This window comes from Hyella patelloides LEGE 07179 (assembly GCF_900659865.1).
Lineage (GTDB): Bacteria > Cyanobacteriota > Cyanobacteriia > Cyanobacteriales > Xenococcaceae > Hyella > Hyella patelloides.
In genome coordinates this window covers 46,562-71,573 of record NZ_LR213770.1, presented here as the reverse complement: position 1 = coordinate 71,573, position 25,012 = coordinate 46,562, and the positions used below count along the sequence as shown (strand labels likewise).

The 25,012-nt window shown below is 36.5% G+C and carries 17 protein-coding genes; 9 read left to right on the top strand and 8 right to left on the bottom strand.

Translation table 11 applies throughout. The annotated features are described in order from the left end of the window. The 4 genes from H1P_RS01505 to H1P_RS01490 form a co-directional block, all read right to left on the bottom strand. Positions 1-427 (bottom strand): phytase (locus H1P_RS01505; protein ID WP_144863437.1); only part of this gene is annotated, 427 nt, incomplete at its 3' end. A 223-nt stretch (positions 428-650) separates the two neighbouring features. Continuing rightward, the gene (locus H1P_RS01500; protein ID WP_144863435.1) at positions 651-1,421 is read right to left on the bottom strand and encodes a GNAT family N-acetyltransferase; all 771 of its coding nucleotides are present in this window, start codon (positions 1,419-1,421) and stop codon (positions 651-653) included. Positions 1,422-1,636: 215 nt separating this feature from the next. Next, positions 1,637-2,056, bottom strand: a complete 420-nt coding sequence (locus tag H1P_RS01495) for a secondary thiamine-phosphate synthase enzyme YjbQ (RefSeq protein ID WP_144863433.1) — start codon at positions 2,054-2,056, stop codon at positions 1,637-1,639. 254 nt (positions 2,057-2,310) lie between these two features. Further along, positions 2,311-3,891: a hypothetical protein gene (locus H1P_RS01490; RefSeq protein ID WP_144863431.1), complete on the bottom strand. Its 1,581-nt coding sequence runs from the start codon at positions 3,889-3,891 to the stop codon at positions 2,311-2,313. Between the two features lie 259 nt (positions 3,892-4,150). On the opposite strand from H1P_RS01490, the gene H1P_RS01485 reads away from it, so the two are divergent. The 3 genes from H1P_RS01485 to H1P_RS01475 all read left to right on the top strand — a co-directional run bounded on the left by H1P_RS01485 (position 4,151) and on the right by H1P_RS01475 (position 6,775). Beyond that, the gene (locus tag H1P_RS01485) at positions 4,151-4,537 is read left to right on the top strand and encodes a C6orf136 family protein (RefSeq protein WP_144863429.1); all 387 of its coding nucleotides are present in this window, start codon (positions 4,151-4,153) and stop codon (positions 4,535-4,537) included. Positions 4,538-4,618: 81 nt separating this feature from the next. Next, the gene (gene ahcY / locus H1P_RS01480; protein ID WP_144863427.1) at positions 4,619-5,896 is read left to right on the top strand and encodes an adenosylhomocysteinase; all 1,278 of its coding nucleotides are present in this window, start codon (positions 4,619-4,621) and stop codon (positions 5,894-5,896) included. 261 nt (positions 5,897-6,157) lie between these two features. Then, entirely contained in the window at positions 6,158-6,775 is a 618-nt protein-coding gene (locus H1P_RS01475; RefSeq protein WP_144863425.1) for an exopolysaccharide biosynthesis protein, read from the top strand. 86 nt (positions 6,776-6,861) lie between these two features. Here H1P_RS01475 and H1P_RS38060 read toward each other — a convergent pair whose 3' ends face one another. The 4 genes from H1P_RS38060 to H1P_RS01455 form a co-directional block, all read right to left on the bottom strand. Next, entirely contained in the window at positions 6,862-12,027 is a 5,166-nt protein-coding gene (locus tag H1P_RS38060) for a choice-of-anchor I domain-containing protein (RefSeq protein WP_144863423.1), read from the bottom strand. Positions 12,028-12,264: 237 nt separating this feature from the next. Continuing rightward, positions 12,265-12,471: a hypothetical protein gene (locus H1P_RS01465; RefSeq protein ID WP_144863421.1), complete on the bottom strand. Its 207-nt coding sequence runs from the start codon at positions 12,469-12,471 to the stop codon at positions 12,265-12,267. Between the two features lie 107 nt (positions 12,472-12,578). Beyond that, the gene (locus H1P_RS01460) at positions 12,579-13,652 is read right to left on the bottom strand and encodes a serine/threonine protein kinase (protein WP_144863419.1); all 1,074 of its coding nucleotides are present in this window, start codon (positions 13,650-13,652) and stop codon (positions 12,579-12,581) included. Between the two features lie 76 nt (positions 13,653-13,728). Beyond that, complete coding sequence (locus tag H1P_RS01455; protein WP_144863417.1) at positions 13,729-15,579, bottom strand: ankyrin repeat domain-containing protein; 1,851 nt, start codon at positions 15,577-15,579, stop codon at positions 13,729-13,731. A gap of 347 nt (positions 15,580-15,926) precedes the next feature. Between H1P_RS01455 and H1P_RS01450 the strand changes: the two genes are divergently transcribed. From H1P_RS01450 to H1P_RS01420, 6 genes are all read left to right on the top strand, one after another. Then, positions 15,927-17,594, top strand: coding sequence for an MBL fold metallo-hydrolase (locus H1P_RS01450; RefSeq protein ID WP_144863415.1), 1,668 nt, complete (start codon positions 15,927-15,929; stop codon positions 17,592-17,594). A 976-nt stretch (positions 17,595-18,570) separates the two neighbouring features. Next, positions 18,571-18,858, top strand: coding sequence for a nuclear transport factor 2 family protein (locus tag H1P_RS01440; protein WP_144863413.1), 288 nt, complete (start codon positions 18,571-18,573; stop codon positions 18,856-18,858). A gap of 43 nt (positions 18,859-18,901) precedes the next feature. Further along, complete coding sequence (locus H1P_RS01435; protein ID WP_144863411.1) at positions 18,902-21,007, top strand: adenylate/guanylate cyclase domain-containing protein; 2,106 nt, start codon at positions 18,902-18,904, stop codon at positions 21,005-21,007. Positions 21,008-21,403: 396 nt separating this feature from the next. Then, a complete protein-coding gene (locus H1P_RS01430; RefSeq protein WP_144863409.1) occupies positions 21,404-22,834 on the top strand; it encodes a S1 RNA-binding domain-containing protein in 1,431 nt (476 codons plus the stop codon). Positions 22,835-23,179: 345 nt separating this feature from the next. Next, on the top strand, positions 23,180-24,055 hold the full coding sequence (locus H1P_RS01425; protein WP_144863408.1) for a toll/interleukin-1 receptor domain-containing protein: 876 nt from the start codon (positions 23,180-23,182) through the stop codon (positions 24,053-24,055). Between the two features lie 415 nt (positions 24,056-24,470). Next, positions 24,471-24,944, top strand: a complete 474-nt coding sequence (locus tag H1P_RS01420) for a macro domain-containing protein (RefSeq protein WP_144863406.1) — start codon at positions 24,471-24,473, stop codon at positions 24,942-24,944. The last annotated feature ends 68 nt before the right edge of the window (positions 24,945-25,012 follow it).

Here is a 25,012-nt window from a genome sequence, read left to right as displayed (position 1 = left end):
TGCCATCGACAACACTATTGTAAGTGGCTAAACCATAAGCAGTATTACTTCCATTGTCTACGCCAAAGACTGAGAAATCTTCATCAATAACAGTAGGGTCGGTAATATCAGTTAGTCGATTAGTATCGGGGTCGATCTGATAAATAACTGGATTATCATTACGGCGATCCGATACAACGGCTAAATCGACCTGCTCCTCTCCTAGTTCAAAGTCATAAACAATATCGACATTGTTGTAGCGAGTATCTGGAGGGCTAATGCTCTGTATTTCTGTTCCCTCTAAGTCATATACTGCTAAACCATCAGTTTTAAGAGTTGTGAGGACGATACTTCTCGATGGATCGTCAGGGTTGAGATAGATAGCTGGATCGTCTACATCAGCTGGTTCTCCTTTCCCTAAAGTTTCCAATGTAGGAAATACATTCATGATTCTTTTTTCCTTATGATGAACATTTTAATCAAAAGTTACAGTAGACTTCTTGCACGAATGATTTTGTAAATGCCCAAATGTTTTTTAGCCAAATTCTTTTTAGAATATGCAATTTGGCGAATTAGTATTAATCTCTAAAAGCTCCAAATTTCGTATTCGTGCAAGAGATCTAATTACTCAATAACTATATTGAGCTTGGATTTTATAAAAATGATTATATCTAACTGATGTGAATTTGGGGTAAACGATAAAAGTACTGATAAATCTCGGTAAAACCTAGTTTACGATAAAGATTTATTCCTTCTTGATTATCGATTTCTACCTGAAGATAAGCTTTAGTTGCACCGTTGCTTTGTCCCCAGTTCAACATTGCCGAGATTAGTTGGCTAGCATAACCCTGGCGACGCTGTTTTTTGGCAGTAACTAAGAAAAAAAGTCCCAGATAGTCATTTTCCAAAACTCCAAAACCGCAACTGCAAAACCGATGCGGATTTTTTAAATAGGCACAACAAATAGGATTAGGAATAATTTCCAACATAGTAGATAAAGTGTTCCAATGCTCTATCGGCAAATCTACTGCATGAACAAAATAATCTAACCATTCTTGGGATAATTCATTTTGGATCGTAATACCTGGTTCACAAATCAAGATATCACTTTCGATAATAGTTTTAAGTTGAACGCTAACCTTGTCTTGTTTTTGATATCCCAACTGTTCTAAAGTTTGGTCTAGGGTTTTTAGTTGAGGGATATTTGTGAGGCGAAAAATCGGCTGAAGATTGAAACCATGATAAATTTTTTCGCAACGGCGAATCTTTGAGATTAAATCTTGTGAACCTGGATACAGAGGAGTAACTGAATTAGCTCGTTTTGTATAACCATCAGCAAATCGTAAAATCCAGCCATCATAAAGAATTTGTTGTAGACATGGCAAAGCATTGAGCGATAATTCCTCTAAAGTTTTAATTTGAGCTAATTTCTGATTTTCCACTGATTACTGACTGATTGACCAACGGTCAGAGCAGGCTCCGTCGTTAGAAGGCGGAGTAATCTCTGACTAACAAAAGATAGAGTTTAAAGCAATTAATTTGTTATGAATGGATTGAAGCAGTTGATAAACAGGAGAGAAAGTCAACATCCTTTTCAAGACAAAAACACCACCCTTAATTAAAATGATTGCTTTCATCAACAATATCTTGTATCTCCCTAATCGCCCATAACATGAACTACAATCTCGCGGTTATTACTTCTTTGGCGATGTTCCCAAAGATAGACTCCTTGCCATGTTCCCAACACTAATCTACCTCCAGCAACAGGAATTTGTTCTGAAGTATTAGTTAAAGTAGAACGGATGTGTGATGGCATATCATCTAAACCTTCTGCACCATGAAGATATGCCATAGAATCTTCTGGTACTAACTTGGCAAAGAAATTTTCTAAATCTTGTAACACATCAGGGTCGGCATTTTCTTGGATAATTAAAGATGCGGAAGTGTGACGCACAAAAACAATACATAGCCCCGTTGTAATCTGAGATTCGGCAACAACTTTATCGATTTGATTGGTAAGTTTATGGAGTGATTTACCAACAGTTTTCATGCTAATTGCTTTTTGATGCTGTCTCATTTTTTGTAATACTAAAAAACACCTAGGTGAATTTTATCAAATTTAGATTGTTTCAGAATGAACTCTCCTGTAAATTCCGCAGTCAAGAATTGTGAGCTAATTTTAGCAAATAAGTCTGATTATACTAGTGATTGGTATTTATTAACACACTTAGTAAAAGCGATCGCAATTCAAGAAAGGCTATTCATTACAATTTGTTTAATCAATCTATTTTAGAAAAAGTGACCTCAGCTTGTCAGTAAAGCATAATACAATCACTTATCGCTATTGAGATATTTTTCATATTTTTTGTAAATATTTAATCCTGGTATTTTTTCTGAAAATTCTTTAGGAAGCTTATATTCACTACTAGGATATTGTTCGCGAATAATTTTCAAAGAGTTAAATGGTTTTTGCCATTGTTGTAAAACTTTAATTAATTCTTGAAATTTTTGGAAAGCTTTTTCATGTCTTCTTACTAAACCCATATATTGCAAGATTTTAGCAAAAAATTCAGGCTGAATATCTTTTTCTGCAATTTGAAGAATAGGAGCTAGTTTTTCTAATACATCATAGTTTTCTAAAATTAAAACCATCAAATTTTTGTCTTCTAATAAATCTTGAGCATTAACTTGCTCTACGAGATCGGACACCTTGCGTAAAATAGTAAAATCTTCAAGTTGGTACTTTTTAAATAAAGATAATAGTTTTAAACCTAAATCATGTTGAGAAACTTTATTGATTTCTGTTGTATATGTTTGTAAAGCTTCTCTTCCTTCCTGACTATTTACTAAAGGAATAACTTCTGCTAACTTTCTTTTTACTCGATCTTGAAAAGCACTTTTATCTACATCATCAGTAATGTTATCTGTTACGAATTGATAAAAAGCTTGTTGCTTACGACTGCGATAACGTAGTTCTGTTTGTTCTATTCTTAAATAACTGCCTTGAGCAGCGATCGCAACTTCGAGATATTTAATACTCTGACAAATTTGCTGATATTCTTGAGTTCCTTTATCTACTTGTTTTTTTAGCTTTACATAGAGCATAAATTCTTGATTACCAAATTTTTCATCGTCAATTTTTTCAGCTTTTTTAGCAAAGTTAGTTATTTGTTTTAGAGTACGATTGTGTAATGTTATCGCACTATCAGGAACTTTTTCTTTTCCATAAATATTTCCTAAAAATCCGAAAAATACCTGATTTTTTGATGAACTGAAAGCATTTAATACCAGTACTAAAACAAGGCAACCACCTCCAAAAATTGCCAAATAAATACCTGCAGTCAAGTATTTTGGTAATGAATCTTGTGGATCGGTACTTGTATCAGAACTTTTACTTAAAATACTTTTGATAAAATTGTTAGTAGGTACTTTAGATAGTTGGTTCGCTTTAAAAAGGTCTATTTTTTGACTATCTGTTTCAACTAAACCATCATATCTATCTTCAATATTTTGATTGATTCGATCGGCGTTAGCAATTCCTGTTAAGTCGCTACTCTGTTCGGTTTTTTCTAAATTAGAGCTACTATCATTAGCTTCATTATCAAAAGAGTTATATTCTTTTTCAATTTGCTCTTTCAAAGGTTCAGCCGAACCTAGAGCATCTATTTTAGCAATTAAAGCTTCTCGTTTGATTTTACCTTGCTCTGAAGTATTCAGGTTTTCATTGTGAGGATTAGCAATTTGTTTTGCTAATTCGCTTTTTGGCATAAAATCTACTAAGTTAATATCTGGAGCAAAAGAACCATAGCGATCTATGAATGAATTAGCAGCAATAGCCTCTTTGTGATTTATACTTAATCCCAATAAAGAAAAAGCAGTAACTACAGTAACTTTTGTCCGATACGTCCTCATATTAATTATTTTTAGGTATTAATTATCTACTGTTAAAATACCCATTTTTTATCAAAAAATAACTTTAATCAATCTGAGTGTTTGAGCGCAATCAAATGATGTATAAACATCAGTATAATAAGTTAGATATTTATACTGAAGGTAAAAAAATATACAATTGAGTAAATACTTATAGCTAAAAAACTTTATTATGTGTAAATACTGATAAAAAGTACAATAAAATATTAATTATTACCTTTTCTAGAAAAACTACAATCTTATGAAAATTATCGACATTATCAAGCAAGATTATCAAAATTTCCCCGAACAACAAACTTATAGTATCTATAGAGAAAATGTTTATTTTGAAGACCCACTCAATAAGTTTACTGGTGTCGAACGATATCAAAAAATGATTGGTTTCTTAGGCACATTCTTTCAGAATATTAAACTGGATTTGCACTCGATTACTCAACAAGACCAGATAATCACCACAGAATGGACATTAAATATGACATCGCCTTTACCCTGGAAACCCCGCATTAGTATACCTGGTTGGAGTAAACTAGAACTAAATGATGAGGAGTTAATTATCTCACATTGCGATCGCTGGAAGATAGCCCCCTGGAAAGTATTACTACAAAATTTCTTCATTAAAAAACCATAAGCAAAAATAGCAAACAACGCGATAATTCAGTTAAGATTACATAGCAATAATTGATTATTATCTGAAATAAGGTGAAAATTTATGGTAGCAGCAGTTCCTACACCTAAGTACGAAGTTAAAGACTTATCTTTGGCTTCTATGGGACAAAAAAGAATTGAATGGGCAGCTAGAGAAATGCCTGTTATTAAACAAATTAGAGAACGTTTTGCAGCAGAAAAGCCTTTCGCGGGAATTCGCCTAGTTGCGTGTTCTCACATAACTACCGAGACTGCCAATTTAGCAATTACTCTTCAAGCTGGTGGTGTAGATGCACTATTAATTGCTAGTAATCCTCTTTCTACTCAAGATGATGTTGCTGCTTGTCTAGTTTCAGACTACGGTATTCCCGTATATGCGATTAAAGGCGAAGACAATGAAACTTATCACCGTCATGTTCAAATTGCTTTAGACCATAAACCCAACATTATTATCGATGATGGTAGTGATGTAGTAGCAACTCTCATTAAAGAGCGTCAAAACCAACTATCAGACATTATTGGTACAACAGAAGAAACTACTACTGGTATTGTTCGCTTACAAGCAATGTTCAATGATGGGGTACTTTCTTTCCCTGCAATGAATGTTAACGACGCAGAAACCAAGCATTTCTTTGATAACCGCTACGGTACTGGACAATCTACCCTAGATGGTATTTTCCGCGCGACTAATGTTCTTTTAGCTGGTAAAGCTGTAGTTGTTGCTGGTTATGGCTGGTGTGGTAAAGGTGTTGCGATGCGTGCTAAAGGATTAGGCGCAAACGTTATCGTTACGGAAATTAACCCCGTAAGAGCCATCGAAGCTGCAATGGATGGTTTCCGCGTCATGCCAATGATTAAAGCTGCTGCTGAAGGAGATGTTTTTGTTACTCTAACTGGTAACAAGCACGTAATTCGCGCCGAACACTTTGAAGTAATGAAAGATGGCGCAATGGTATCTAACGCTGGACACTTCGATTTAGAAATTGATTTACAAGCTTTGGGTGCAAAAGCTACAGGAGTTAAAGACGCTCGTAACTTTACCCAAGAGTATAGTATGTCCAATGGTAAATCTATTGTAGTTCTAGGGGAAGGAAGATTAATCAACCTAGCTGCTGCTGAAGGACATCCTAGCGCAGTAATGGATATGAGCTTTGCTAACCAAGCTCTTGCTTGTGAATACCTAGTGAAAAACCAAGGTAATTTAGAGGCGAAAGTACATTCTATTCCTGAAGAAATCGATCGGAATATTGCTGCTCTTAAATTAAAAGGAATGGGTATTGAAATTGATACTCTCACTGAAGATCAAATTGAGTACATTAACTCTTGGACAGTAGGAACTTGAGACAATTAATTATCAGTAACCAGTCAACAGCGATTGCTTATCAGCTATTATGGTTGAGTTAATTGACGAGTGTTCTCCTAAAGAGTTTGACAATTGGCAATAGACAATTGACAATTACCTGTGATGTAGGATGGGCAATGCTCATCCTATTGTTCTTTTTTTTAGTATTGATTATTTTTTGACTTCAATCTATTCAATAGTTTTCAGTAAATAGCAAGTTTTAATCTCTCACTGATTGTTAATTCTGACTTCTTAATTTTTATGGCTAAACTTTCTACTGAATTGAATCGCTATTTTTTTGAAGAATCAAGAGGAGAAAAAGTCTCTTTATCCGATATTTTAACTTTGGCTGGAGATAGCATTTTTGGCTTTTTATTTGTAATTTTGGCTTTACCTTCTGCTTTACCCCTTCCCGCACCTGGTTATTCTATTCCTTTCGGGATTGCAATGCTTTTCTTAGCTTTACAGTTAATTATTGGTCGAGATAGCCCTTGGCTACCAGCTAAAATAATGAATGGTTCAATGCCTCTAAAAAGTGTTCAAGCATTGATCAAAAAAGGTATTCCTTTGCTGCAAAAAATTGAAGCCCTCACAAAGCCTCGTCTCAGTTCAATTTGTACTAGCGTACCTGGTCGAGTTATTATTGGTATGGCGATCGCTTTAATGTCAATTTCAATGATGATCCCGATTCCTGGAACAAATACATTACCTGCAATGGGAATTTTTGTAATTGGTTTTGGTTTGGTAGAAGATGATGGTGTAATTAGTTTGTTGGGTTTAATAATTTGTGCTTTGGGCGCAGTAATTTCTACTTCAATATTAATTGCTGTGATTTGGGGTGGCTCTAGTTTAATTGATGTTATTAAAGAGCAACTATGAAGATAAAAAACGATCGCCCTTCCTCAAAAAAGCGATCGCCAAAATTCAGGAAATAGAGATAACCCCCATCCCCAATTCTTCATCCCCTAAATAATTTCTGCTTCAAAAGCAGCACCTTCTTCTTCAAAGATAGTAGCGAAATTGTCTCTAATATTTTGGGCTTCTGCGCCTGTTGCATAGAGATAGTTTTCAGGGCTATTGAGATTGCGGAATCGAGTGAATTCGTTTGCTTCCCCTGCACCTGCACCATAAACAGAAAAAGCTAAACCTTCTTCAGTAAAACTTTCAGAGAAGTTGGCGTTGATACTAGCTCTTTCTTCTTCTCCCACATAGAGATATCTACCTGGGTTATTGTTACTTTGGAAACGATATAAAGAATCAAGCTCTTCATTTGCTTCTAAACTGACTTCAAAAGCAACACCTTCTTCTTCAAAGGTATCAGCGAAATTTTCCCTAATATTTTGGGCTTCTGCTTCTGCAACAAAGATATAAGAAGACACACCACCCAAACGGCGGAAACGGAAAATTTCAGTATCTAAGAGATCGGAATCTTCTAAGACAGTATCTTCCCGCACAGCTAAATTTTGGATGCGAGTATCTAATTCAGGGCTGGTATCTTCGGTGGTGAAAGAGGTTTCGTTAAAATTGGTATTGAGATATTCTGCTAGCGCATCTTGTTCCGAACCATCAGGGGCAAAGGTAACTTCTCCTGTACGAGAATCAGGATCGGGATTTTCGTCGTCTTCGGTAACGAGATCGACGCGGTTAGCAGTTTCTCCTGTGGGGAAAGGATACTCATCACCACCTTCTGCTAAAAAACTGAGAGTAACAGTACGGAAAGTGCGGCTTGCGTCTCCCTGTAATTCCCCGCCTTCAACTACAGTATCAATAATTGAACCAGATTCATCTACTACAGCCAAAGATACTACTCTGTCTCCTGCTTCGCGAGTTGCATCAAAGCTAAAGCGCACACCACTTACTTGGGAGAATTGTCCAGGAGTTGCCCCTTCGACGGTTGCAGCTACACCGTGTTCGATGACTGCGAGTAATTCTGCTGCGGTAAGGGTAAGGAGAGTTAAACCATTATTAAAGCTGAGAGCGTCAGAAACATCTAACTGAGAAATATCTCCTTCTTCTTTATTGGCTAGTTCGTTTGCGGGAGGGGGTACGCGTTCAAAGTCTTCAGGATTGGTTGCACCAGGAGGAACAATCACATCACCAATATCATCACGGATACCACCACCGTTTTTAATAGAGATAACAACGGTTTCATCGGTTTGCTGTGCTGTGGCGAGGTTGGCATCGGCGGTTAAGTTCCCCAGGTTGGTTTCTTGGGTGCGAACATCACCGCGAGTACCATTTAAGAATACTTCAGTGTTACCAAAGATGTTACCTTCCTGTTCAGCGATTGCTGTTGATAGTTGTTCTGTAATCTCAACTACTTCAGGATCGGGTGTGCCTTCAACGGCTGCAACGCCATCATCGTCGGTAGCGTAAGCTCCACTAATTTCAGGATCTATACTACTGGGAATGATTAAACCATTGGCATCAAACTCAACGACTAAACGCCCTAAATATTTATAGTTACCGTCAGTGTTAACTACTGCAATGGGATTACCATCAGCGTCTTCTTTGAGGATAGGATAAGCCCCTTCTGCTTCGTCACCAGCACGCAAGCGATCTGTATCGTCTGCCAGGAGAGTATTAGAACCACCCGCAACGATAATATCAACATTACTTAGTTGTTCTGCAAGCTGTTCTTCAATAGATATCTGTTGCATATGTGCCAACAGAACTACTTTATTAAGTTCGGGATTGGATTCGAGGAGACTATCAACAGAACTTTGGATTTCGGCTGCTAAAGCTGCGATGTCTTCAGCATCGGTGGAGTCAAATTCAATGGGTGCAATACCTAAATCACCAGGAGAGGAAATAGAGCCTAAAGTGGGAGTGGTTGCGCCAACTACGCCAATTTGCTCCTCGTTAACAGTAACAATGGTGTTTCCTGCAACTGTATTGGGTATTGTGCTGGCTTCCTGTCCATCAGCAGTAACTAAAGGAGCTAAATTTTCATCAGTGGTGAAATCGAGGTTAGCACTGAGATAGGGGAAATTAGTACCAGGATAGTTAGTTTCTTCATCAGGGCTAATTAAACCAGCTAAAGTACCAGTACCAAAGTCAAACTCATGGTTACCCAAAGCAATGGCTTGAAAGCCTAATTCGTTTTGAATTAAGATATCACCACGCCCCGCACTACCATAGACGCTTTCACTGGCAGAAAAGAAGGGACTGGGGATATAGGCATCTCCAGAAGAGAGAACTAGGGTGTTTTCGTAATCATCCCGTAATGCATTGAGTACTGCACTAAAATTAGGGGCATCTTCTAGGGCATCAAGTCCCGCTTCTTGATCGGCTGCATGGAGTAATTGCAGCGTAAAAGTTTCTTCGGGAACATCCACATTAAAAGTAGTGGTGGTGTTGCTAATTTCGTTGGTTACAACTAGAGTTGGTTCACCGTTAGGACTGTCTTCTGCTGCAATAAAGGTTAAACCTTCAGGGCCAATATCAATAGCGTTACCTGCTTCATCAGTAGCATTTTGATAGGTAACAAATTCGGGATTAGTAGGATCGCTCACATCATAAATCATCGCCCCACTAATGCGTTCTAAACCAATAAAGGCATAATTTTTGCCCCCGATTTCGCCGATAACTACCCCTTCTGGTTCAGCCCCTTTATCATCGCTGCGATTATCAAAAGAATCCGTTGTACCTTGGGAGTTGAATAAGTCAGGGAAAAATTGACTAGTAATAGTAGCAAAATCATCACCGCTATCGTAAACTAAGTTACCTCTGCTATCAAAGATCGAGAAAGAACGACCACCATAGGTAAATATTCGATCGTAATCACCATCACCGTCGGTATCTCCATCAATAGAAGAGATGTTTAATCTTCCTAATACATTATCCGCTTGTAACTCTGCTGCATTGGGAAAGGCATTAGGATCGAGGGTGACCTCTGCGAGGCGGACATCTTCCTCTCTAGCATCCCCTTCATTAGCAGTAATGTAATAAGTTTCCCCTGAAACCTGGTAAGATGCGATCGCGTCTGGTTGAAGTAATCCGTAAATGGGATAGTTTTGCAGATTGATTCCCTCATCGGCATCACTGGCATCTAAGGTAGTAGGATCGAAGTCAATTAAGCCTAATACAGTGGGTACAGGATCGGGATTAAAGGGTACTGAACCATCAACGGGGATTTCTTCATCTAGTAAGCCAAAATCATTATCGTTGATAACCGCTAACGAACCATCATCTAGTAAAGCTAATCCTTCAGCTTTATCTCCTGCAACATAACCAATGGAAGGTAAATTGAGAATTTTGGTTTTAGTTACCGCATTGATTCCCATTTCGGCTAATTCATCAGCGGTTTTACCTTCTAAAGCATTTTCCGCATCCGTAGCAGTAGAAAGTTCTGTACCTAAAATGTTAGTTGCATTACTGAGATCGATTTCGTAGATCAACTTTTTAGAACTAGCATCCGTTCCCGAATCTCTCTCTATAACGTAAATTCTGTTCCCTTCAATATGAACCGCATCCCCAATCTTATCGACTCCCGCAGAACCTTCTAAGAAATAAACATATTCTGCTGTGGGTTCTCCTGTTTCGGGATTAACTTGGAGAATACGTAAGATTTGAGAATCACGGGAACTCTGATCGCTGCTGATATCTTCATTTTCTGCTGCATCGGCACTGTCAATATCAGGATTGTCAATCGGACTTTGAATAAAAGCATACAAGCTGTTTCCTGCTTCATCATAAGCCATCCCTTCAAAACCACGATTAGCTCTTCTTTGAGCATATACCGCAGGAAGAGTTTCTGTGCCAAAAGTACCTGGTTCAGCACCCACAGCAGCAGCCGTACCTTGGGGAACAAAGCGATCGATTAGAGTACCATCGGCATTAAAATGATAAATACTGGGGCGATATTCATCCGATAACCAATAAGTACCATCGGCTGCAACGGCGATCGACTCCAAATCCGCGCCAAAAGGGTCATTTTCTAGTAAATTACCCTCTAAATCTACTGGTACTTCATCTGTGTACGCCGATCCTGGTTCTCCTGCTTGCAGATTAGGTAAACCTGTAAGAGGTGTTGTGCCATCTTCCTGAAATAGTTCAATTCGATCTGTAATGGCAATTTCTCCAGATTCACGGTTTAAAGTAAAGCGTACTAAGCGGGGTTGATAATCTGGTAAAGGAAAAGGACGTTCATTATCTCCATCTCCATCAACATCTGTGGGTTCACCATTGGGCCCTCGATCTGGAGTTGCGATAAACTGTAGTAAGCCTTCTTCTGTTGTCCCTTCATAATATAAGCCAGACATTCCCCCTAATAAGATTTCTTGTCCTGCGGGAGTTGTACCTAAAACTTCGCCACTTAAATCCCAAGTATAGTTGGTTAATTCTGGTGTTCCTGGAAGATAGTTTTTTGTCCCTAAAGGCTGAATCTCTGTAACTTGACCAGCTTCTAAATCCACCACTGCTACTGCATTATTTTCCTGTAACGTCACATAAGCAGTGGTGCTATCTTCACTGATGGTAATATATTCTGGTTCGGCATCTTGGGCAAAAGTACGTCCTGCAAATATCCTGACTCCGCGACTGCGTAAAGTCTCTTCTTGACCATTAAACGCTGTAAAACCAGCAGTAGTTACGGTAGCATCTGCCACACCGCCCGAAATATCGATAATACTCACTGAACCTTCAGGATCGTTCTCTTCCCCTGGTTCTCCTTCGTTAGCTACTAATATCTTAGTGCCATCAGGAGTAAAGGTAAGCATATCTGGCAAAGCACCCACCGTTACTTGATTTAGCAACGTACCTTCTGTATTGTAAAAGGCTACTGTACCAGGTTCTTGTACTGGGTCGCTAGCCACTGCAACTGCGACTACGCCATTTCTGACAGCGACACTATTTCCCCCTGCACCCACGGGATTTAAATCAATGGAAGATACCAAAGTAGGATTACTTAAATCGCTCAGATCGAGAATATCAATGGCATTCTCAACTGCATTAACAACAAACAGCCTATTACTTTCTGGATCGAAAGCAGATATTTCCGCAGCACCTTCGGCATCTTCTTCAGTAGTTTCTGCTTGATATCTACCAAGTTGATTCAAAATAGAGGGTAATTCTTCAGGTAATTCAAGTTGATTTAAAACTTCTGTATTCTGATTGACATCCTGAGACATAAACCTTAACCCAATTTTTTACTATTGCTCCGCTATTTTATGGCAATAAGTAACAGTTGGCATTAAAGGTTAAGAGCTTAAATTGATTGTTGTTTGTTTAGATTATATATGTAATAAATAATGCAAGATATTCTATTTTTTGTTTAAAATAAGACTTAATTAAGAAAAGGTTATTTAAAAATTAATGATTAATTAATCTAATCTGTCTTAGAGCTAAGATGGGCAAAACTATTAATGTTATTTAGAAGACCTTTCTATTTCTCCTTTTAACCAAACTTTTTCTTGCTCGGTTAAAAAAGCTTTTGGTAAGTACGATCTAGATTGAATAGTTTCTTGATGCTGAAATTGAAATATTTTTTTAGCGATCGCAATCTTATCTTTTGTTTGTAGATTGAGTTTAATTTGAGTAGTAACTAATAGCTGTTGCATAAAATGATGCTGCAATAATAATTCTAAAATAGTATCAATAACAACTAATAAGAGCGAAAATGTTGGTATAGAATTCGTTAATAAAATATAGCTGAGAAAAAATAAATAATAACCAACAACAATTACATTTTTTTAAAGTTAAAAATAATATTGTAAAACCCAAAAACTATTAAACACTTCCCAAACAAACCAATAGAAGCAAAAATTGCTAATTTATTGAGAATTGAAACAATCCCCCATAACAGCAAAACATAATAATATTTATCAACACGCTTTCTTTTATAAGGTGGTGGAATATCAATTAGTAATTGCTCATTATCTTTACTAACTTTAATTGAGCTATATTTGGGTTTTGTTATACTATTATTTTGATAAGCTTGAAGATCGGCTTTTTCTTGTAAAACTAATAAAGCAGCTTCCGCTTGAGGAAAGCGATTATTAACATTAGGTTCGATTAATTTATCGATCCAGTTAGCAAAATCTCTTTGGATATGGACGCTGTCTCTAAAATCAAATTTTAACTTTTTCTGGGGTAATTCCGCAGGAGATTGACCAGTTAAGAGAAATAATAAAGTACAACCCAAACTATACAAATCAGTGGCTAAAACTGCACCACCGCGATATTGTTCGGGAGCCATATAGCCATAAGTACCCACTACGGTACTTCCCATAACTGTATGATGATAAGTATCCTGTACTGCACCAAAATCAACTAAGAATAATTTACCTGTATCGGGTTGATAAATAATGTTTTGGGGTTTAATATCTCGATGAATTACTGGCGGGGTTAATTGTTGCAGATAAACCAATATTTCTAATATTTGTACTGCAATATTTTTAACTATTGCTTCGTCTGGTTGCCAACCTTCACTGATTAAATGAGCTAAAGATTGTCCTGGTGCTAATTGCTGCACAATATAGAAATAAATATCGTCTTCTGTTTCAATTTTAAAGTAATCTAAATAACTCGGAATTGCAGGATGATCTAATTGTTGTAATATTTTGGCTTCTCGTTCAAATAGTTCGATCTTTTTCCAATCATTTAACCCTGTTAAAGATAAAGCTTTAATAGCAACTTGTCGATCGCTTTCTTTATCTATTGCTGCATAAGTTATACTACTACCACCTTGTCCTAGTTTATCTTTAATGATATAGCGATCGCTTATTAAGTTACTAATATTATTTATATTATTCATCAATAAAACTTTTAATAATTATATTTTTTATCTTGGTTTTAATTTCCTTTAAGAAAAATAACAATGTAATTTTTATTTATTTTTTGCATTCAGCACCATTATCAATTAATTTTTTTTCAATGTCTTTATTGATTGGTTTCTTAAGATAAAGTAAACAAAGGGGAGTATCATTAAACTTACTTTTATGATTAACATCTGCACCTCGATTGACTAGAATTTCTACTACATCTTTATCTTTTCGATAAACAGCATTTAATAAAGGACTATTTCCATATTTATCTTGGGCATTAACATTGGCATCGCGATCGAGTAATAACTGAACAATTTCTTTCCTATTTTTAATATTTCTTGTCTTAGTTATATTTAATAGAGGAGTTTCGCCATGTTTTGTGGTTGCATTAACATTGGCATCGCGATCGAGTAATAATTGAACAATTTCTTTCCTGTTCTTAATATTTCTTGTCTTAGTTATGTTTAATAGAGGAGTCTGACCATTATTATCTTTGGCATTAACATCAGCACCATGAATAAGCAAAAGTTCTACTATTTCTATATTCTTTCTATTAATAGCATTAAATAAAGGAGTGTCACCATAATTATTTTTAAGATTAGTATCTGCTCCATGAGTAATCAATAATTCGGTCATATCTACATAGTTTCTTTCGATAGCACTAAATAATGGGGTCTTTCCATCTCTACCTTTAACATCAAGATCGATACCCAAATTTATTAACAGTTGAACAATTTCATAGTTATTATTCCATACGGCATCATGCAGTAACATATTTCCATCTCTTGCATATTGTAGTTTATCTCTAATTTTTTCGTTATTAATTATTTTTGAAATATCAGTCATATTAGCTATCATTCTTTTTAGATTACCAGTATTTTTTGTTCTAATAATACAAACTAATAATTTTAATTTATTCTTGTTCGATAGATAATTAATATTCCCTTTTTGCTGAAAAAAGTTTTGTGCAACTTCAGAAGAACATAAATTAGCAGGATAAAAACCTAAGCGACTTAGAAAGAACCATTTATAAGAACTAACACCCCAAATTAGAGATAAACATAAAACACCAATACCAACACCAGTAATCAACTTTCTTTGCTTAACCTTCTTACTCGCCAATAACTCAGCTAAAGCAACCTCAGCATCAGCAAATCTTTCATCTAAATCTGGTTCTAAAATCTTATCTAACCAGTCAGCAAAACTATCAGAAATATTAACCGAACTGCGAAAATCTAACTTAAGAGTATCTTGAGGTAATTCGGCGGGGGAACGATGAGTTAAAAGATAAAGTATGGTTGCACCAAGGCTATATAAATCTGTGGCGGGTACAGCTTTTCCTCTAAACTGTTCGGGAGCCATATAACCATAAGTTCCCACTACAGTGCTACCCTGCATTAAAGTATTGTAATAAGTATTTTGCACTGCACCAAAATCGACTAAATAGATAGTGCCGTCATCACTACGAATTAAGTTATTAGGTTTAATATCCCTGTGAATTACAGGAGGGTCTAAAGAATGGAGATAAGTTAATATGGCTAATATTTGTTGAGCAATCTTTTTAACCTCTGCTTCGGTAGTGCGCCAACCAGATTCTACTAACTCAAATAAAGACTTTCCTGGTGCTTGTTGCTGCACAATATAAAAAGCTTTATCGGTTTCGGTTTCAATGTCAAAGTAATCTATGTATTTAGGAATTGCAGGATGCTCTAACTTGGCTAATACCTCTGCTTCCCTTTGAAAAAGTTCGATTTGCTTCCAATTATCAAGCTGTTTGAGAGAAATAACTTTAATGGCGACATGAGAATTAGTTTCTAGATTTATCGCCTGATAGGTAATTGCTACCCCGCCTTTTCCTAATATATTAGTAATGCGATACCGATCTTTAACAATATCTCCTGGTTGATATGCGTTCACGCAGTCCCTACCTTGGCGAGATCGCCATATTTTATAAAAACAACTATATGTCTGGTTTTATTTTTCCCTCAAAAATGGCAAAAAACTGCACCGATTGAAAAGAAGAAATTGCTAGTCTATGGATAACTGTGTTGAAATACTTGATTAATGGTTTTGATAGATCTATCATTCACAAATCGCCAGTCATAAATCCCTAACCACTCGGAACTTTACCTAGAAGATTTATACTCTTAAACCATAAGCGGTATAACTAAACAGTCTTCATGTTTTTGATAGGCTAGTCTTATCAATGAGTAATGCGACTTGATTTAAACTTAATTTAAATAACAGTCTTTTTTTGATAGGGAATGAGCAAAACTCGCATTGGTAATGTTGACAATAACTCCATTAATTTATCTTGTTTCCCGTATGGGGTAGGTCACGATCGCGAGGGCGTTTGTTTATTATTAAATATAGGGGAACACCGTATTATCTTAGACTGTGGGATCGCAGATCTGGAAGCTCTACAAAAATCGTTAAAATCGCCCGCAGAATTAATTTTTTGTTCCCATGCCCATACGGATCATTGTCGCGGTTTACCACAACTAAGCCAAGCTTTTCCCGATCTTCCTATTTATACCAGTGAAGTTACTGCCAAACTGTTACCCCTTCATTGGTCAGAAGAAATGACCACTGAGGTTGAGAAACAGTTACACACTCTCCCTTGGCAATCGCCAGTAACCATTGGCAAAAACTTACAATTAGAGATCTTTCCCGCAGGACATTTACCTGGTGCTGCTGCAATTTTAATCACTTATAAGACTAGCCAGAAAGACTATAAAGTGATGTATACGGGTGATTTTTCCCTGTCTAACTTTCAGCTAGTAGAAGGACTTTCCATTGAAAATATGCGGGGTTTGGCTCCTGATGTTTTAATCATTGAAGGTAGCTATGGTACGGTGCGTCATCCCCATCGTCGTCAGCAAGAAAAGCAACTGATGTCAAGAATTAACCTCGCTTTAATGTCTGGGGTTAATGTCTTGTTACCTGTAGCTGCGATTGGTTTGGGACAAGAAATCTTAAAACTATTGCGCTCCCATCATCAGTTTACAGGACGCGATTTAGATATTTGGGTAGATGCCAATGTCGCCAAAGCCTGTAATATTTATCTCGATTTACTATCGCAATTTCCCGCTTCAGTACAGAATTTTGCCAAACACCAATCTTTATTTTGGGACGATCGAGTTTGTCCCCGAATGCGCCAGATAAACGATGCAGAAGACATCTTCCAAGGAAAATTCCCTTGCATTGTCTTGGTAGATCGTAAAGAAGATTTGTTGTCTTATATCTCTTCTAAAGCTGGTAAATGGTTAATTTTATTTCCTGAAAGTTCCCATGTAGACACCACAAATTTTGAAAAAAACAGAATACGTTTGGTAAAAAGACAAGAATGGATTACTCAAGAAACATATTTGCTAGCAGAACATAGTGATGGTCGCAATACTACCCAATTAATCCACAATTTGCGCCCTCAACACGTTATTTTAGTTCATGGTTTGGCAAATTATCTCCTAGAATTAGCTAGTTTAGAAGAATTGTGTAATCGCTATCAAATCCACTCTCCTAGTAATGATAAACTACTAGAATTGCCTATCGGCGATCGCTTTATTCAACCCAAAAACCCTACTCCCACTCACTACGAAGGAGAAATCAACGAAGGTAATTCTTACATTAGAATTACTTTTCCCGATAGTTTAAATAACGATTCTCGTTGGAATAAATTTGCCGATACAGGAATTGTGGAAGCACGTTGGCAAGGAGATGAGCTAACTTTAAGAGGTATACCACAAAGAGAATTACTCTACTCCAATCAAGACCCCACTATAGCGGAGGATTTAGATTGTTGCCAAACCTGCCTTCATTATCGCAGTCAAAGGTGCTGGAATCCAGGCTCTCCCCTCTATGGTTTTAAGGTAATTCCTGAAGGCTATTGTCCCGTTTTTGAACCAAAAGATTCAGAGGGAAAAGGGGAATAGGGAATAGGCAACACCTCAAGATATGGGGAAGATCATAAATTATTTTTCGAGAAAAATTGCTAGTTGCTACTTCTATCCTGTTTCGATATCTATATTCGATATCTATAATAGTCTTGTAAAGAGCTAAAAGACCTACTGTTCTGTCAATTAAAAATTGACGGGTAAAGGGAAAGGGGAAAAGGTTAAAGGAAGCTGTAAAAGTTGAAAAATTACCCAGCAAAATAAAGTTGACAAAGCCCTACACAGAAGAATCCATGAGCAATTCGATTAAAACACAGATTCTCGAAGCTGAAGAAAAGCTCAGGCTTGCAATGCTTCATTCCGATGTCGATACGCTCAATAAATTGCTTGCACCCGAACTTGTTTTTACGAATCATGGGATACTTCAAAAGTAGCAAGTACCCCGCGCTTCGCGCAAAGCAGTGCTTCATGTAGCAAGTTCTACCTCTGAGGCGAAGGAGCGAGGATTCTTGAATTGAATTATCTTTTTATATTTTCCTCACTCATCTAGGAGGCTTTATACCATGTTCTGGGAGCTATAGATATTACTTGCTACTGCGACGCGATAGCGAGTCCTTTAGGGCTATTTGCTACTTGCTACTTTAGCTGCTGAAGGCAGCTTGGTAATTGGGAAACCGCGTCTAGATTTAAGCGCGGAGGAACAATCGTTGAACGGCTTTAGCCGTAAGTGAAATATGGTAAAATACTCATACTTGGCAAGTCGCACAGACTTCTAAATTGTGGGTGAGACTCCCAGTAATTGGACGTTGCAGTTAAAAGGTAGGTGGGGGAAATCCCCAACTTGGTGGTTAACACTCTGCTCCTAGCCTTTACAAGTAAAGCTTTTAGGATGAGCGAAACAAAATAGATAAACATAGCCAAGTACAATTAAGTTTAAAAGTATGCTCAGACCTAGTTTTAGGCGAGAGAGTAGCGGGTTTTTGGCAAGCCCTTTAAGGATTCTTATCTCTTAAGAATCTCTGTCACTAGAGAGTGCGGAGAGTGTCAACTTGGTCAAGTATTAGGAAAACAAGACGATCTCACTGCCCATCAATCTGGAATACTGAAAATAGAAGTGTTAAAGCCTTCTGAGCAACAGATTCAATTGATAGGAAAGGTTGCAGTTGTCACCGTCCGAGTACATTTAGTAGGTAGCTACGCAGGCATTACATCTGATAATGATTTTCGATTTACCCGTGTTTGGAGTCTTGATTCTAGTGATATTTGGCAGATCGTCGCTGCTCACTCCAGTATAGTAACTTAGTTACAAGTCCAACTATTTATCAAGTCAATAGGGATTATAAGATTTGATTGGAAAATTAAGTATTCAGTCCAAGCTGATGCTGATGCTGTTAGCAGTATCTATTAGCTCGATAATAGCGATCGCTTATATTGGTTATAGTAGCGGTCAACAAGCTCTTAGTCAAAGTATTTTTAATCAGTTAACTTCTCTTAGAGAATCAAAAGCCTATCAAATAGAAACCTATTTTAAAAATTTACGCTCTCAGGTACAAACTATTAGCGAGATGCCGAGCATCCCCAATACGATGAGAGAGTTTCAAGAAGCTTACCAAGAACTCAAACAACAACCTGTCAATCCAGAGTGGAATAACAAACTAAAAACCTATTACGAGCAAGAGTTTTTACCCAGATTGGCTAAAAATGTTAAAGGTACACCTTTACTTTTTTCTTATCTACCCAAAAGCAACACCGCTCGCTATTTACAGTATCACTACATAGCAAATAACAGTAACCCTGTAGGGCAAAAACAATTTTTACAAGACCCGATGGATGGTAGTAAATATAGTGAGATTAACCAAAGAATTCAATCTGTTTATCGCGACTTCGTTGACGAATTCGGCTACTATGATATGTTTCTGATTGATATCGATACAGGAGATATTGTTTATTCTGTAGATAAAGAAGCTGACTTTGCCACCAACATTTATGATGGACCATATCTTACCAGTGGTTTAGCTAGTGTAGTCCGAGAAATCCAGAAAAATCCCAGTCCTGGTTTTGTTGCTGTCAGTGATTTTGAGCCTTATCGAGCTTCCTATGCTGTACCTGCTGCTTTTATTGCTAGTCCCATTTTTGATGATTCAGGATTAATCGGGGTGCTGGCTTTTCAAATCTCTGTTGATGAAATTAACACGGTAATGACGGGGAATCAAAATTGGCAAAGAGATGGCTTGGGCGAGTCGGGAGAAACCTATTTAGTGGGTGAAGATCGTAAGATGCGAAGCACTTCGCGCTTTTTAATTGAAGATCCCAAAGGCTATTTACAAGCAATTACAAACTATGGTTTACCTCAAGAAGAAGTTGAACACATACGACAACTTGGCACTACCGTTTTTTACCAAGAAATCAAGACTGAAGCCGTCGAAGAAGCTCTATCAGGACAAACCGACACGAACATTGGAGAAGATTATCGAGGAGTTACCACTTTAAATGCTTACAGCCCTTTAGAAATCAATGGCTTAGATTGGGCGATAATTGCTCAAATCAATCGCAGTGAAGCCCTTGCTCCCATTTTACAATTTGGACGCAGAGTTTTATTTTCTACTAGTATTATAGTCTTACTGGTAACAGCGATCGCAGGTTTTTTCTCTCATCAATTTGTTCGTCCCATTCGTAAGTTAACTAAAGGTTTTAAACAAGTAGGTGCAGGGGAAACTGATGTCAAAGTCCAGGTAAAAGCAAAAGATGAATTTCGTCTGATGGCGCATTCTTTTAACGAAATGGTGGAGAATCTTCATCACCAACAGCAATTAGTTAAAGAAAGAGAAAAAGAAAACGAAAAATTACTCTTAAGTATTTTACCCGAACCAGTAGCTAATCGCTTGAAAGAAGGAGAAGAAGATATTGCCGATAGCTTTCCTAATGTAACAGTGTTATTCGCCGATTTATCGGGATTTACCGAATTATGTGATAATTTATCTGCTAATGAAATAGTGGCTTTTCTGAATGAATTAGTAATTGCTTTTGATGAAGCAGCAGAGCTTTATGGAGTAGAAAAAGTAAAAACTATTGGTAGTGGTTATATGGCAGTAAGTGGTTTATCTGTACCTCGTATTGACCATAATAAAAGGGTGGTAGATTTTGCCTTAGAAATGATTAGAATTTTACGTAGTTTTAACCGCGATCGTAATATTAATCTCAAAATTCGTATTGGTGTTAATTCAGGAGAAGTCGTAGCTGGTATTATCGGTAGAAGTAAATTTATCTACGATCTTTGGGGAGATACTGTTAATATTGCTCATCGTTTACAAGTTAGAGGCGCAGAAGATATGGTACAAGTCACAGAGGATGTTTATGCTCGCTTAACCGATGTTTATGAGTTTAAATCTATTTCTGATATAGAAATTCCAGGTAAGGGAACAATACCAACCTGGTCTGTTTCTCTGAATTAGCTTTTAGCTAAAACTTTATTAGTAATAACTAAAAGCTATCTTACTTGGCTTGACTAGAGTTTAGTTTGTTCCCCAAAATTCACTATTAACAGCGCACTTTATAATTTTAATTATTGAAGCATCAATATTAATACCAAATCCGTTTAGTAAAACCCCCAATAAATATTTAGTGTAGAGACGTATCATGATACGTCTCTACAAGGTTTAATGGTTTCATCTAAGTACCCAGACAGAATTAATTACACATTTAGCTTTCTCTATTGCCTATTACAAGCGTGCCTATTGCCTCCCTCAACTAGGAAATTAATTTTGTCCAACTGCTTATAAACTGGGTATGTAATTCGGATTTGGTATAAACGCTTTGTTTACTGTTTCTCAAAATATATAAAAGGTATTGTGAATGACCAACTCAGTAGAAAATTTAAACGTGGTGATATTGTCTTAGGCAAAGTCATTGAAATTGAGCCATCAAAAGCTTTAATTGAAATAGAAGGCTGTGAGCCAGTTCATATTATTAAAGAGGTTGCATCTACTCAAGAAATAGAATCAATTGAAGAGGTTTTGCAGCTTAATCAAACTTATGAGTTTTTAGTTGTAAGAGATTGTGGTGCTGAATATTATAATTATGACGAACTTTATCTTTCAATTGTTGACCTTGAGTCCTCAAGATCGAAAAAAAGACTAGAGCAGTTAGCCATAGAAAATGTAACGGTATATATCAAAGTTTTTCAAGCTTTCGAGTATGGAGTATCAGTTATAGTAGAGAATAAAAGCTTTATTATTTCTAATATTCATCTCAAAACCAAAACACCAAATCAAGAATTAGTTGGAACAACAATACCTTGTAAAGTAATCTTGATAAAGCAAGAAAATGATAACTATAATTATAATTATATAGTGGTTAGTCATTGTTGGGCAGTATCAGATAATAAGCATTGTACAAACAATCCAAACACTATTGATAGAGATAATACTTCGTTAATAGATAATTCAATTACTCAACAACCATATGCTTTTGGTGATGTAGTTGTCGGAAAAGTAATTAAAATAGAAAAAGATTATGCTTTCGTTGATGTTTCGGCAGAAAAACCTGCTTATGTTGCATTAAGAGATATTTCACTTCAAGCTAAATCTTGCGAAGAAGTTTTACATCTTAATTTAATTCGCGAATTTAGAATCTTGGTTATTTATCGAGATGGTTCTCATACTCTCGCTTTATCTCGTAGGGATATAGATTATGAAATAGGTTTAAAAAGAGTTGAACAAATGCAAGAAGAAGATGTAATATTTTACCCTCCATCAATCAAAGAAACTGGCAGAGGAAATGGGTATATAGTAAGGGTTGAAGGAGTAATAGCTTTTCTTCCTGCTAATCATCTAGGAAATAATATTACAGAAAAAGAGGTGTTAGAGAGAAAAATACCTTTACAATTTTTAGAATTTGACAAAGAGCGATCCAGAATAGTAGTTAGTAACCGAAAAGCTTTAGTTAAATTAAGATTAGAACAGCTTCAAGTTGGCAATCTAATAATAGGAAAAATACTTGCAATCAAAGAATATGGCTTATTTATTTATACAGATAATCTTGCTGTTTTGTTGCATATTTCTGAAGTTTCCCAAATTTCTATAAGCTCCGAAGATTTGAACAATATTTTTAAAGTTGATGATGAAATAAAAGCAATTGTTGTTTCTATGGATATCTACAAAGGGCGTGTTGCAGTTTCTACAAAAGAACTCGAAATAGAGCCAGGAAATATGCTCAAAGACCCACAATTAGTTTATAGAAATGCCGAAATAATGGCAGCAAAATATCGTAGTAAACTATAAAATTCACTGTGAATTGGAATACTTATTTTTAATAATTGGTGGGCAACATACCTATGTTGAAAAAGTTCGTATATTCTGGTTTTTTTGCCCACCCTACAAAGCTTGTTAAACTTAAGGTAAATCAGTACTTCCCCTTAAATAGCGATCGCATTCATGAGCCACACCGCGACCTTCGTTAAATGCCCAAACTACTAGGCTTATTTAATTTTGGGACATCTTGAAAATATAACAACTTGTCGTGGTTTCATTTGCGTTACAAGTAAAGCGATCGCTTGATTATTTTGGATTTTCTATGCACTAAAATATGGAAGCTAATCTAACTGTTTGGATGGAGTGATTGTGTAGATGAAAGTAAGTGTTTTTCTTAGTCATAACTCAAAAGACAAACCATTTGTTAAAGAACTTGCTAGAGATTTAGATAATCATGGAGTTAGATACTGGCTTGATGAGGCTGAAATTAAAGTCGGTGAGTCATTAATAGAAAAGATTAGAAGTGGCTTAGATGAAGTTGACTACGTAGCAGTTATTTTATCTCCCAATTCAATAGCATCATCTTGGGTTCAGCGAGAAATAGATGTAGCAATGAACCAAGAAATCTATGGCAAAAAAGTAAAAGTTCTTCCGATAATGTACCAAAAGTGTGAACTACCAGGGTTTCTACTTGGAAAGCTCTACGTTGATTTTACAGATGAGGCAAACTATGAAGATGCTTTTAAAAAGCTTGTAAATAGCATTGGTGTGGTCTTTAACCAGAGAGCTTTAGAAAGCAACATCACTGCTTCTAGTTTGCATGATGCTTTAGATAAAGCCGATCTTATTAATCTTGCCCTGTTTAGCAAGCCATTTCATAGACCATTTCAATATTTGGGAATGACAATTGCCAATGCAGCCCAAGAAGTTGATCGAGAACCAAACGAAGTAGGCAATATCATTGTAGATACTGATGATTGTCATATGGTACTGGAAGCTGAAGGAAATTTTATTCAATATGTTGATATCGAGATAAAGAAAACAGCCCCTCAATACCAAAATCGAGAATTTGATTCAGAACCAGTATTAGCTTCACTCAGTATCAATCCTGCTGAATTAGATTTGGTCAGAAAACAAACTCATTATCATACTTACTACGATCATCGGAAGAAATTGAAAATAAGTGTATCTTGTTTGTATGATGGTAGCCCGCTAAATGCTGGCTTTAGTTCTAAAAATTATGGTGCTTAATTGTAAGTCAATCTAAAATTGTCAATTGATTTTTCACCATTACCTCATAGATAGCCATCAAATTAGAATTATTAGGCTTGGTTGATTCATTTTTAAGGGGAATAACCAAGCTTTCTTCTGATCTTCTCTATTCGTTAACTTAAGGTAAATCTGTACTTCCCCTTAAATAGCGATCGCTTTTACGAGCCACTCCACAACCTTCGTTGAATGTCCCAACTACTAGGTTTATTTAATTTTGGGACATCTGGAAAATATTACAACTTGTCGTAGTGTTGATCGTGTTACAAAAAGTGCGATCTCTTATTCCCCTGATATAAAAAAACGAAAAAAAGCGATCGCATCTTGATTATTTACGCTCTATTTTTACTGATTTAGACTGGAAACAGCATGAAAATCTTAAGGGAAAGAATACTGCATGAATTTAACTGTGATTGATGGAGATTTACTGAATCAAGATGTTGAAGTCATAGTAAATCCGTGGAATAGAAATATAATTCCTTGGTGGTTACTGATTCCACAAGGAGTATCAGGAGCCATAAAAAAGCGAGGTGGCTATAAACCTTTTTTTGAGCTAGGGAAAAAAGGTGCGATACCTTTGGGAAATGCTGTTGAAACAAATGCAGGCAAACTGACCTATAAAGCAATCATTCATGTCGCTGGAATAAGTATGTTATGGATATCGTCTGAAAAATCGATCGAGAATTCCGTAATAAATGCGATGAAAATAGTAAAATCTCGCAATTATCAGTCTGTCGCTTTTCCATTAATAGGTGCAGGGACAGGTGGATCGAAACAAGAGAAAGTTCTCTCGCTAATGAAAACGACATTAAATCAGATTGATTATGAAGGAACAGTTTTAATAGTCAGGTACGCGAAGTCAAAAACCTAATAAGCCTACCCTGGGTAAATATGTACTATCTAGTAAATAGCGATCGCATTCACGAGCTACACCACGAC